This window comes from Wolbachia endosymbiont (group A) of Hedychridium roseum, from assembly GCF_964028325.1.
In the GTDB taxonomy this organism is placed as follows: domain Bacteria; phylum Pseudomonadota; class Alphaproteobacteria; order Rickettsiales; family Anaplasmataceae; genus Wolbachia.
On the sequence record NZ_OZ034755.1, the window covers coordinates 492,189 to 504,546 of the forward strand.

A 12,358-nucleotide genomic window follows, 5' to 3' on the forward strand; every position below is an offset into this window, starting at 1 on the left:
AAGGAAAAATGTCTGCGATTGTGTGTAAAATTTCTCTCTAAAATTTTTACCATTAAATTACCCAAAAGCTGCAATAAACAGCACTTTTGTTTCTGTTTTATTTCAACAAAGAAGTCTAAAATGTGTCCTTTTTAGGTGAAACATGCAAAAAGGGAAAAATCTTATTTTACAAATTAAAAATACAATATACTCGAAAACTTTTCAGAAGATCCATTTTGTTGGAAAAAAAGTTTCACACGCACAAGAAAACTTCCTTTTACGACAGTATTAGACTTCCTGCATAACCAATAACGAACTTTTATTGGGAATAAAGACGAAAAAACCTACTTGACAAACTCCGCCAGCCCCCCTTATCATGGTATTGAAGGTATTCATTTATCTTCAATCTGTGCAGATTAAACGACAACAGACTCTTGTTTCAATGTTAAACAAAATACCATAGAACTCAAGAAGACAATTCCTAGAAAATTTCTACATCCAAAAAAAGGCAAATCGTCTTAATGCTGTTTCAATGTAAAAGATAAGCTAAATTTTTACAAGGAAAACATTTCAAGCAGCAAGACACCTTTGATTGAAAAAGAGCACCAAATTTATGGAGCGAGCAACTGCAACTACTACAACTAAATCAATAAATCTTAATAGGGGAAAAACATTATGAAAACGTCAAAACTGACATTAGTATGTGATATATATGAGTTAACAAATAAAGATGGAAAGAATATTCAAAAGCTAGCAAGAGAAATAGAGGAAGGGAAAGGTATTGCTGGAAGGTTCAGAAATGGAATATTTAAAAAATCCAGCTATAACGTAAGCACGATTCTTTTAGCAAAAATAACTTACAAGTATCAGGGTAGAGAGGAGACATTATCACTACTACATTATGCTATAAGTCATAAAAATAATCAAGCTGTAAAAGATCTTTTAGAAGAAGCCAAAAAACAAAAACTATTAAAGGAAGTTCTGAATGAAGAGATGACCACAAAACATTCAGATGGTCGGAAAGAAATTCATACAATACTTACAGATGCTATATCACGTAGAGACAATGACATGATTAGAGCAGTGTTAAAGATCTCTGAGGAAAATGGTATCTTGAAAGAGATTGTCAAAAAAAGAATAACGATAAAACATTCAAATGGCGAGGAAATGACTTACACCCCATTTACCTATGCTGAAGCACGTAAAAATAGTGAGGCTGTAGAAGAAATCTTAAAATTCTCCGGAGAACTTTTTAATAAGAGAGCAACCCAGAAGCCCACTGTTGTAACAGCCAAAACTACTACAGCTAAAGATGAAAATAGTAAGGAAGTGCATGAAGTATGTAAATATAGTGTAATAAATATAGAGCATAAAGATGCTACTCACGTAATTGATAAAGCTACAGAAACTGACACTAAATTATGTAATATAAATAGTGAAGATCTTCAACCTATATGTGAAAGCAGCGAAGAAGTGCAAAATGATTCAACTACTGTAGAGCCAACTTCCGTTGATAGAGCTGACAGCCCATCTTTCGCTGAGCCATGTAGTGGATCTGGCAACACTGTGACCCTCAACACGGCAAAGACAGGCAATCGTAGCAGGTATTGTTGGCACAGCGTTATTGGTGAGCGGTGTTGTATTTTATGTTTTGAAAATCGATGTCACAGTAGCAGTAGCTGTGGGAGTAGTTGGATTGGTGTGTATGAGCTTTGCGCTGTACAATATCATAAACCCCAACACCAAGCTCGAGAAAGTGGAAGATATAGAACAGCTAATTGTTGAGTCTTCTTTGAATCCAACATAAAAGTGTATATTCAAAAAATCATAATCATCAAGAAAATAATTTCTTAAGAAGAATCTCTAAATTATTAACTCAATATTTATTTCCCTGCTATTTCTCCTTACCTTGAGCGTATGAGGTTTTGAATAGCTCCCAAAAATCACTTCTGCAACCTAGTATTGCCACTACAGGTAGAAACTCCTTCAAGACTAGAGTTAGGAGTAGGTAATAGTACATTAAAAAATTCTATAATATCTTGCTTGTTTTGTGCAATAGCTAAACCCATAGGGGTATTTTTATAATTATCTTCAACATTAATATTAGCCCCTTTTTCCACAAGAAACTTGGCTGTATCTAAGTGACCATAAGAAGCAGCAAAGTGCAAAGGTGTTGCACCATTCTGGGCTTGAGCATGAATGTTGGCCTCCTCAGTTTATCTCTTCTCCTTTTAAGCCAGCTATAGATATGAAGCATTCCCAACCTTCTAAAGCTATTACAGCTCAAGGTATTGATACAAATGGTACACTTCTTTTATTAGATGTATTTATAAGAAAAGTTACAGGCCAAAAGTATATTTCTAACGATATAAGGAGTATTTCTGAACAGGAAGCGCAAATTTATGCATTACCTATTGCAAAAGAATTTGAACAAGCATTAGAGGGTGCTGCTATTGAGTCAGGAATACCAGTTACAAATCTAAAATTTAATCCTGTAGAAGTATTCTTAAAGGTGGCCGGGCAAATAAGAAGTGGTAAATTCTCTGAAATATCAAAAACCTTATACTCATCTGCAAAAGAAGCTTGTCCAGAGTTTGAACAAACTGGTGAGTTTCTAGTTCATGTGAAAAGCCATCTAGAAGAGTTTTTAGCTAAAAAGGAAACTGTATTTCTACAACAAAAGCAGACTACAGATCAGCCAACATCTAGTGTTTCAAGGAAAGTAGTTGCAATGGAGCCATCTAAAAAGCCTGATACCTTCTTAAGCGATACATCAGTAGTTAAAGGCATAAAGCATGTTTTAGGGCTATGAAATCCCTCTTTTGTGAAGAGCTTAACAAAAATGGTTAAAAAGTATTTTCTTCCTGAAGTTGTTTTATTTCAGCTTTAGGAAGACCGGTCGCTTGGGAGATGGTATCAATGGAAACGCCAGCCTTAAGTAGGTTTTTTGCGACTTCAATATCCCTATCTTTTCTGCCCTCTTCCCTACCTTCTGCTCTGCCTTTTTCATGTCCGATTTTTATGCCTTTTTCAGTAGCATCATCAATTTTTTGAGCGAGGACAGCCTGTTCATCAAGAATACGTTTTATTTCCTGTTCGTAGGCAATAAATTCTTTCTCTGACCAATTGAATCTATTTAGCTCTTCATAGGCCTTTTTAATTATTACATCACTACCTATTATTTTTTCCAGCTCTTCTTCACTAGTCTCATCTGCATATTTAAAGAAGTATATCCATTTTTCAACTATATTTTCTAACTGATCTTCTTTTGTTTTCGGAAATTTTGGCAATTCAATAAATATAAAATAAAAATCTTTTAGATCGTGTTCATTAGTGTCTTCATCTCGAATAGTATGCTTTGATTTGTACTCAGATTTATTAGGAAACAGTACACAATCTGCTATAGCAATGAAGATAATTTCCTTAAGGTCATGGTATTGATCGCCCTTGTCAGCCTGTCTTGAATAGGCTTTGGCAGCATAGTATTGGGCGCGTTTTTCAAAGCCTTTAGTTTTAGCGACCTGGTTAGGTAAGGAAGTAGTATTACTACTACTCCCTCCCTTAGAAACGCAGCATGCAGGTTTCCCAGCACTGCGCTTGAGCCCCTTATCTAAGTTCTTCTTTTCTCGAACCGGCTTGTCTTTCATGATTCCTCGGAAAACAGCATCTTTAGTGGTGACACTAACAGTAGAGAACCTTCTCTTGAGAAAGAGCTTGCTAACATTCTTGTTCGTTTCACTCTTTTATCAAAATACTTTTTCCATTTTAAGTCAAGTGGATTTGTATCCGCCCTGATTTTAATATGACGTCTAATAGGAATATCGCTTAGTTTGAGTAAGCTCATAAACCTTATTTCCTTTGGTTTGTTCTTGCATACAGAAGTAGCAAAGACCCATTGACGATGATTCGTTACTTTGAAGTAGCGATTCTTTATCCAACGTAACCCTTTACGGGGATGTCTTTTCTTTGCCCATTTCCATAAACTATGCCAAATTTCATTGTCGATCTTACTAAACGCTTTTTTAGCACACACATGACGGTAATAGTTTCCCCATCCTCTTAGTAAGGATTGAGTGATTTAATTACTACAGCTTGTGAACTACCTATATTTGCTTTTATTAATGCACGCGCTTTTTTAAGAAACCTCTTAACACTTTCCTTCGAAGGCGTAATAATTAATTTCTTGCTGTATCTACGTACATTACAACCGAGAAAATCGAACCCTTTTGTAATAAATGTAATCTTTGTCTTTTCTTCTGACAGAGCTAGACCTCTCTCACAAAGGAAGGATGATACTAATGGCTTGACTTCATCTTCCAGTACTTCACATGTGTTTCCTGAGATGATAAAGTCATCTGCGTATCTGATTAAATTTACTCCACTTCTGATTTTTTCTCTTCTTTTGCTACCTAGTTTACCAAAACGACTTTCTAATAATTTTTCAAGACCATCTAAGGTAAAGTTAGCTAGTACTGGAGAGATTATACCTCCTTGCGGGGTACCAGCAGTTGTGGGGTACAAGGTTTTTGATTCTAGGAAACCAGCCTTTAACCAACTATGGAGAATTTTTCTCTCCATAGGAATGTGCTTCATAAGCCATTCATGGTTAATGTTGTCAAAGCACCCTTTGATATCACCTTCTAGTATCCATTGTGGTCGATTGCGCCTTGCCAGTAATAAGTGACAAGCAACAATAGCATCTGCGCAGGATCTTTTAGATCTAAAGCCATAAGAGTGACGATCACTGATTGTTTCAGCTATCGGTTCCAGAGCAAACAAATATAATGCTTGCATGGCTCTATCTTTTATCGTGGGTATTCCAAGAGGTCTTCTTTTGCCATTAGATTTACTGATATAAATTCGTTTTAGCGGAGAAGGTTTATACCCTCTTTGTTTTAACTGCTTTATTCCTTGAAATTTAGCATTGTAAGTTGACCATAGTTGACGATCTACACCTGCTGTGTTTTTCCTTGGTTTTCAGTTACTCTTTTAATGGCTAAAGCTTTTCCACTAAAAGAGCGTGTTAAGAGATGTTGTAAAGATTTTACCTTACTCCATCTTCCTTCTTGAACAGCCTTAACAATACGCCTTTGTAGCCTCATAACAACCTTTTGGCATTTCTTCCATGGCAACTGGTTCCATGCTTCGGAGCTGTTGGTAGGTGCACTTACAGTTTTACTTGTAATCATCTGCTTTCCTACCTTAAGTGGTTGACAAAGTTTCTTGTCACGAGGGACCAAATGGAAGTCTGCTCGTTTTCACGCGAATTAATGTTACAAATTCTATCCATTTCGTTACAAAATGGCATTCGCTTTCTCCATTTTCCTTTACCTGCATTTTCATCAGCGTTCCTTGCGGTTTGCTTGCCATATAGGCGGAAATACAGGCTTACCCTGTTCCTTCTGTCATACAACAGTGGGTTAGGTGACTTCTCTATACCGGTGGAGTTATTATTTGCGTACATCTAGAGATGAAAAATGTAACTTATCCACATTACCTTTTGGTCAGAGCTTATCAGCATCTTTAGCTCTTCAATTTTTACGATACTTACGAAGCTTCACTTACGTTCACCATACCACTAGCCTAGCCCTCCAACCACATGATGCTTGTAGTTTATGCTCCTCTTACGATTACGCATCTTCTTTTTTCAAGAGGAGGGAGTTTCATTGTCCGCATCGCTCGGCACCAACCGGTTACCCGATTCGCACTGATGCGTAGACTCATATGGCAAAACATCTGGTTTAATAAGTTTTAGAATTCTTTCAGTTTCTTTCTGAAGGAATTCCTCTCCCTTTAAACAATATGACCGAAGACTTTCAGGTCGCACCATCTCGCAAATGTATTGAGCACCTGTAGAATCTCTACAGAGAACATCAACAATACTTTGCTTTTTAGCGGCGATATCAGGGTCTTGAATAGTACTTAAAAACTCTATATCCTGTATTGCATTTTTGCCAGCAAAACCCAGAATATCATTGAGGAAGTGAATGAGGATATCTTTATTCTTTTCAGTACCAAAGATACGGCGAAAGGCGACATCATTCTTTGGATCGAGAAACTTCGAAAGAGCCATAGCAAGGGTACCTAAAAAGCATTAATAATTATACATAATTCTGAAAAAATATTCAACTTCTTTATTTTTAGTTTATTTTTTTAAGTTTTGAATGCGTTGATGAAAAAAATGTCTCCCATAGATGGCTTTAGAATACTACTACGCACCTTAGAGGTCCTTTTTGTAGATCTTTTTATAACCCCCTCATAAAGCGCCTAAAAACCCCTGCAAATGAATTCATGAGCTATAAAGAGCTCTAAAAACACTTATTTTTGGTGTAAGAGACTAACCTGGCGATGAAATTAAGTAGTTATGCCCCCAAAATTGAAGTTATACATATAAAGGCCATTCTGAACTGGTCTAAGTGTTTCTTTTATGATGAAAAAGCCATTCTTTCTCAGTTAAAATTTTAACACCTAGTTCTAAAGCTTTTTTATACTTTGACCAGGTTTTTCACCGACAACCAAGAAGTCCGTTTTAGGCGATACATTTGAACTCACAATTGCGCCTAAAGATTCCATTAGTGCTTGCGCTTCATTTCTTTCCATTTTTGAAAGTTTTCCAGTAAAAACTACTGTTTTGCCATTAAAAATGGAATTGCTAGTATTAGCAACCACAGGCAGAATATTTAACTGAGCAGCAAGGTCATTTACCATTTCAATATTATCCTCATCAGAGAAAAATTCCTCCAAGGAAGTTATAGTTTCTTCGCCTATGCCTATTATGCTCATTAATTTATCAGGAGCTTCTCTATCATAAGGTAATTGAGCCATAACTTCATACCAACCATCATAAGATTTGTAATGATTAGCTAGTATTTTTGCTACGTGTGGTCCTACAAGTCTAATTCCCAAAGAAGTTATAAACTTTTCAAGCGTTACAGTTCTTCTGCTGTTGATTGAGTTCAATAAATTAGATATTGATTTTTCACCCCATCCCTCTTGTTCACTTAAGTTGAAATTTTTGAGTTTTTCTTCGAGAGCAAAAATGTCAGATATTTTCCTTATCAAACCAAGGTCATAAAGGAACTCCACTTGGTTACTGCCAAAACCTTTAATGTCAAGAACTTCCATAAAATATTTTAACTTTCCTATTCGCTGTGCTTGGCAACCGTTTTCTCCGGAACATCTAGCTGTAGCTTCATCTTTAAATATATCTACTGCACTTCCGCATTCCGGGCAAGTATCAGGAAATATAAACTTTGGTGTATTCCGAGAACGAGACTTTTTATCCACTTCTACAATGCGGGAAATAACATCTCCAGCTCGTTCTACTACTACGATATCACCTTCCCTTATGTCTTTGCGCTTAATTTCATCTTTATTATACAGATTTGCCCTAGTAATGAGAACCCCTCCTATATTTATCGGAACTAATTCAGCGATTGGAGTTAATTGACCTGTTTTGCCTACTTGTACTGATATCTTCTTTATCTTGGTTTTTCCTTGAGTTGCAGGAAGTTTGTGTGCTGTAGATTCACGTGGTGCCTTGTTAGTATTTTCAAGATGTTCTTGCAACTGTAAGTTATTAATTTTATAGACTACCCCGTCGACATCGTAACCTAATTCATGGCGATTATCACAGATTCTGTTATAAAACCCCAGCATTTCGTCCACATTGTTTGCTAAAAATTTATACTCATTAACACAGAATCCTAGCTCTTTTAACTTGTTTAATACTTCAAATTGAGTCTTTTCTGCTCCACCAATTAAAGAATAGGCAAAGTACCTGAGTACTTTCGCCGAAGTATTTATCGAGTACGCATTTTAAATCAGGCTTTGGTTCTTATTTTACAATAATTAACATGATGATAATTAATTATTAAATGGTAAACTACTATATTTATTCTTCAACTTATTATACAATGGATGCACTAGCTGGAGGTTTAACATTACTACCCTCAAGTAAACTTGAAGGCCTATTACAACTAGCTGGAGGTTCAACTAAATTTGAAGGTCTGTTACAGTAATATATGATTGTAGCTGCAACTAGACAACAAGCTCCAACTGCTATTCCTACCATTAGCATTTCCAAGTAAACTGCAATAGCTATCCCTGTAGCAACTCCGGTTATTGCTAACATAGCAGCAGCTATCACAGGCAACTTACTTTTTGCATTTTGTGGAGCAGGGTTGTTTTTGTCTGGATAACTAGGTTGTTTGCTGTTACCTTGAACATTATTTACTTGGTTAGAGTCTTTACTAGCTACTAAAGGTACCCCTGTTGGTATTAGTTTTGGTTGTGTATCTTTTTTACCACTATTCTTATCTAAACTTTTAGGTGCAGCTAGTTGAACAGATGGTGCAGTACCATCTTTATTAATAAATTGTTGAACAGTAGCTTGTAACTGAATTCCACTTGAATCACTATGATTATCATTACTAATAACGGAAGCTGCTACATCATCTCCAACTGATATATCTTGAGCAGTTTGTGCAGCAAGTTCTTCTGATTTCTTGAGAACTATAGGAATTGCTTGTTGAACAGGAATTTGTTTATCCTCACCATCGCTACTGATAATAGAGGTTGATTGATCATTTATAGTAGTGCTACCGACTTCTACATCATCACTTTGAATATTAGAAACAGAATCACTTGGTTGTTGATCGTTGCCATGAGTATTATTTTCTTGTTCTAAGGCTGGTGTTTTAACAGTAGAAAAATTAGTAATAGCATTGACAGTTCTACTATTAGATTCACCTCTTGTAAACAAGTCCATAAGTGCTTTTGCTATTTTTTGAAGTCCTCCTTGACTTGCTTTACTAATATCATTAAAACCCAAGGATACGGAACTACCAGTGGAGGTAGAAACTACGACTTGTGATATCCCAGCGTTAAGAAACTTCTGTACTATCTCACTAATATTACCAGCAATAAACTCGACTGAAAGCCCAGTAGCATTCTTTTTATAAAACTTGTTAAGAATTTTAGCACCACCATGAGGAACAACCTGTTGAGTACCCAAAGTTGCAACACGCAAATCTCCTGCATTTCCTGTTTTGGTAATGACATCTCCCATACCGTAACCTGTACTTGCTACAAGCTCTTTTTCATTACTTGTTACAAGTATTTGTTCAGGAATTCCTGGAGTGTTACTGCTACCAGCTTTTTCAGCATTCATTTGCTGATTCTCATCACTCTGCACTGCGATTTGTACATTATTATTGCTATGATCACCTAAAGATGAATTCGTTGAAGAAACTTCAGCTATTGTTAACGTTGAGATAGCTGCGGTAGAAGAAGAACCTCCATTAAGTTTATTACTCTTTTTCTCTTTCTTCATAAGTGCCAAGCTTCCTGGATAGTTATCAATTAAGGTTTTCAATAGCCTCAGACTAATAGTGTCTCCACTGAGATAATAATTACTGTTAACAAAAAAAGCAATATCAGGAACGTTAACTTTTAACCCTTCACCTCTTTCATGTCTAGGTAAAGATGGCATCACAAAGGTTATAAACCCGTCTTCACCAGGTTCAGAATCCTCATAAATTACTACTTTCTGTTCATTACTAGATCCAGAATATTTCATCATTTCAGAAAGTGAAGCATCTTTATGTTTGTTCTTTACTTGTTTAAAATACTGCTCATCACCATTTGAATGGGTATTTGGAATGAGGTAACTTGGTGCAGTGAATACATTATAGAATGCTGTAACAAGGTAAGAAGGATAATAGTATATAGATACACTATTATCAGACTTAAATTGGTCAGGTTCAATATTTATAATAAGATTGCGATATATGTCTAATGAATGGGCATAAGAATCACTAGTTGCCCTTAATTGTTCACCCACGTGCTTATAACCCATAGAACCAGATGGTAATGAAGGTATGAAATCTGATTGATTAACTACTCTAATAGTTTTCTTTCCAAGGCGCTCTTCATAAACCTTAGCAGCAGAAGGGTCAAAAACCCTTGGAGAAGCAAAAGTTGCAACATGCAAATCTTCTGCACCCTCTCTTACACTTAAACATAGAGCAGCTATGGTGGCAATGGCACCTCCCATACTATGACCTGTAAGGTTAATTTTAAAATCTTTAATTTCTAACTTTTGATCATTAGCATACCCTCTTAGTATCTCATAAACACTGCCCCAAGAATCCTTAAATAAAGAATAAAAACCTGAGTGGATCTTTCCACCTTCAGGTAAAAGCCCAGGTGCACAAATTAAAGGTATTCTAATATCTGTAATATAGTCAAAGAGATTACGACTACCGCGGTAAACTATAGTTATTTCCTTATCTTTTATAAAAACGTAACCAGCATGTCGATATTGTTTACCATCATTCACGTTATAAAACTGAACAATTTTATATCCTTCTTCCTTAAGTTTAGCTGGAACTTTATAAGATCTTTCCTCTAACTCAGAAAACTTTTGACTATTAAGGTTATAATCACTAACATAATAGCCTATCTTAACAAAATTGATGATTTCTAATAACTTCTCTTGGCTAAATCCTGCAATTTCAGTTTTATTTGGTCCTAAAATACCTGGCCTTTGCTCTTCTTGAATATCAGTTATTTCAAATTTATCTTGTTCTAGATTTGAATCATCTTCATTAAGTTCCTCATTAAACTGACCGGCAACATTATTATCTACACTTATAAAAGTATGACAAGCGTTTTGATATCTTTGTTGGATGGTTAAAAACTCCACTCCTGAATTTTCAGCGAGTTTCAATATAAAATTTGTGTACACATTTTGAATAATTGAGGAATGTTTTTCACGTATAACATTATCTAAAATAGTAACTAGACTATTTTGCAAGAAGGTCTGCCTATCTGTATCGCCTGAAAATTTGGAATCATTTTTAATTAAATCTAGTACTTTTATTATAAAATCTGTACTGCCAGTACATGAGGCGGCTTGCAAAACTAGGTCATAAATTTTTTGTTTTTTTTCCTTACGTCCATTACCTGCACTATCAATATTTTTTAGAACCTGGTTTTTAATTTGTTCAATAATTTTCTCATCTGCAAATGCTTCTTTATAGATTTCTTGAATTATTGAACCTTTCTTTTCAATACGTTCTCTGCACAAGTACTCAACAATTGAAACATGCTCCTGGCTTATTACAGTTTCTAAAAAAGTAACAATACACTTTTTTAATAGATCTTTTTTAGCCTGATCATCAATATATCTTTCAAGTGAATCCAGTACTATCTTCATAAAGTCTTTATTTTTAGCGAGAGATGCTGTTTCAAGTACACCATATAAAGAGTCAGGGCTACCTTCTTGCAATACTGCTTTAAGATCTCCTAAGACATCTTCTACAAGAACTGAGTTCAATAAATTCTGCTCTTTTCTTAGCGCTATAATTGAGAAAAAGCCAATCTTGTTGAGCTCGTTAAGTTGTACAACTTGATCTTTTAATTCAATATAAAGGTCAGGAAATCTCTCTATAAAAGCTGCAATATATTTTTGACTGCCAATAAGTAGAGGTAAAAGACTCAAATTTCCTTCAGCAAAAAGTATGTCCTGGTATTTTTCTGCAAGTTTGTCATTAGCTGCAATTGCTAAAAGTACCAGCTCTTTTACTGGATAACTATAATTGCATTTTACTTGATCAAAACTATATTGTGACAGTATATTTGAATATATATGTCGGTGATCGCTTCTCTTTTCTAAGTCCAAGTTAAGTTGATTTAAACAGAAATTTTTGAGATTTTCATTATCTAATTTAACAGGTTGACCATCATAATCTTCAATGCTTCATACAATCGTATCTAATTCTTTATAATTATTATACTCTATGGCATTATTTAGAATATTTATTATTTTAGCAAAAGTTAAACTTTCAGGAACTACAACAAATAAATCTTCTACTTCAATATCTGAACCTTCAGAATGGTGATGCTCCTTAACTTCAGCTTCCTCTTGATTTACATTAACCCAACTTGAATCTTCAGTTGGCAAACTTGCAGTACTTGATGTTAAAGAATTAGTTTGAATAACCAATATATTACCCCTATTAATATAACTTCTTAAGTATACCACTAAACATTAATTTTGCCAAGCAAACCTTTTAACCCCAATTCTGTATGGTCACAGAGAGTGATGAATTGTAAATAAATTAGGAGCACTGGTTACATATAAATTCATAAGGTTTTGAGAGTTTTAAGTCTTTTTGTATAGTCTTGGTTGCACTTTTATGCAGCTCAACATAAGTAAATTTGATCTATAGCAACAAACAAATGCTTATTTTAACTTATTTCTGTTGGCGTTTTATAGTAGTAATTGATGTTAAACCGTTCTAAAATTGGTAGCTTGCTCTGAAGAAACACTATAGTTGTTTAAGGTGGGTTTGATATATTTAGAAAAATTATC

Annotated in this window: 11 protein-coding genes and 2 pseudogenes; 3 read left to right on the forward strand and 10 right to left on the reverse strand. The window is 35.0% G+C overall.

Annotated features, from left to right (window positions below; all coding sequences use genetic code 11):
- Positions 1-142: 142 nt before the first annotated feature.
- Together ABWU23_RS07240 and ABWU23_RS02275 are read left to right on the forward strand one after the other, a co-directional pair.
- Positions 143-279: pseudogene (locus tag ABWU23_RS07240) on the forward strand (IS4 family transposase); the annotation flags it as partial.
- Positions 280-654: 375 nt separating this feature from the next.
- Positions 655-1,764, forward strand: a complete 1,110-nt coding sequence (locus ABWU23_RS02275; RefSeq protein WP_353270728.1) for a hypothetical protein — start codon at positions 655-657, stop codon at positions 1,762-1,764.
- Between the two features lie 158 nt (positions 1,765-1,922).
- On the opposite strand, the gene ABWU23_RS02280 is transcribed toward ABWU23_RS02275, so the two are convergent.
- Positions 1,923-2,147, reverse strand: a complete 225-nt coding sequence (locus ABWU23_RS02280; RefSeq protein WP_253309672.1) for an ankyrin repeat domain-containing protein — start codon at positions 2,145-2,147, stop codon at positions 1,923-1,925.
- 5 nt (positions 2,148-2,152) lie between these two features.
- Here ABWU23_RS02280 and ABWU23_RS02285 point away from each other — a divergent pair, with 5 nt between their 5' ends.
- Entirely contained in the window at positions 2,153-2,791 is a 639-nt protein-coding gene (locus tag ABWU23_RS02285) for a latrotoxin-related protein (protein WP_353270729.1), read from the forward strand.
- Between the two features lie 34 nt (positions 2,792-2,825).
- On the opposite strand, the gene ABWU23_RS02290 is transcribed toward ABWU23_RS02285, so the two are convergent.
- From ABWU23_RS02290 to ABWU23_RS02330, 9 genes and pseudogenes are all read right to left on the reverse strand, one after another.
- Positions 2,826-3,626: an Rpn family recombination-promoting nuclease/putative transposase gene (locus ABWU23_RS02290; RefSeq protein WP_265016317.1), complete on the reverse strand. Its 801-nt coding sequence runs from the start codon at positions 3,624-3,626 to the stop codon at positions 2,826-2,828.
- Positions 3,623-4,012 (reverse strand): group II intron maturase-specific domain-containing protein, encoded by a 390-nt coding sequence (locus ABWU23_RS02295; RefSeq protein ID WP_353270730.1) that lies wholly within the window; start codon positions 4,010-4,012, stop codon positions 3,623-3,625. Before ABWU23_RS02295 ends, ABWU23_RS02290 begins: the two co-directional genes overlap by 4 nt.
- Positions 4,013-4,038: 26 nt before the next feature.
- Positions 4,039-4,887, reverse strand: coding sequence for a group II intron reverse transcriptase/maturase (gene ltrA / locus ABWU23_RS02300; RefSeq protein ID WP_353271033.1), 849 nt, complete (start codon positions 4,885-4,887; stop codon positions 4,039-4,041).
- A gap of 41 nt (positions 4,888-4,928) precedes the next feature.
- Entirely contained in the window at positions 4,929-5,168 is a 240-nt protein-coding gene (locus ABWU23_RS02305) for a reverse transcriptase N-terminal domain-containing protein (RefSeq protein ID WP_253309103.1), read from the reverse strand.
- A 37-nt stretch (positions 5,169-5,205) separates the two neighbouring features.
- Positions 5,206-5,349, reverse strand: a complete 144-nt coding sequence (locus ABWU23_RS02310) for a hypothetical protein (RefSeq protein WP_265016318.1) — start codon at positions 5,347-5,349, stop codon at positions 5,206-5,208.
- A gap of 457 nt (positions 5,350-5,806) precedes the next feature.
- Positions 5,807-6,052: pseudogene (locus ABWU23_RS02315) on the reverse strand (PD-(D/E)XK nuclease family transposase); the annotation flags it as partial.
- A gap of 401 nt (positions 6,053-6,453) precedes the next feature.
- Positions 6,454-7,785, reverse strand: coding sequence for an NAD-dependent DNA ligase LigA (ligA, locus tag ABWU23_RS02320; protein WP_353271034.1), 1,332 nt, complete (start codon positions 7,783-7,785; stop codon positions 6,454-6,456).
- 103 nt (positions 7,786-7,888) lie between these two features.
- Positions 7,889-11,665, reverse strand: coding sequence for a lipase family protein (locus ABWU23_RS02325; RefSeq protein WP_353270731.1), 3,777 nt, complete (start codon positions 11,663-11,665; stop codon positions 7,889-7,891).
- A gap of 78 nt (positions 11,666-11,743) precedes the next feature.
- Positions 11,744-11,989 carry a hypothetical protein gene (locus ABWU23_RS02330; RefSeq protein WP_353270732.1) on the reverse strand — a complete coding sequence of 82 codons (246 nt, stop codon included), beginning with the start codon at positions 11,987-11,989 and terminating at the stop codon, positions 11,744-11,746.
- Positions 11,990-12,358: the final 369 nt, after the last annotated feature.

Bases quoted from the DNA above. Each gene is read 5' to 3' on its own strand.
- ABWU23_RS02275 (WP_353270728.1), top strand. From the start codon at position 655: ATGAAAACGTCAAAACTGACATTAGTATGTGATATATATGAGTTAACA.
- ABWU23_RS02290 (WP_265016317.1), bottom strand. From the start codon at position 3,626: ATGAAAGACAAGCCGGTTCGAGAAAAGAAGAACTTAGATAAGGGGCTC.
- ABWU23_RS02305 (WP_253309103.1), bottom strand. From the start codon at position 5,168: ATGATTACAAGTAAAACTGTAAGTGCACCTACCAACAGCTCCGAAGCA.
- ABWU23_RS02310 (WP_265016318.1), bottom strand. From the start codon at position 5,349: ATGGCAAGCAAACCGCAAGGAACGCTGATGAAAATGCAGGTAAAGGAA.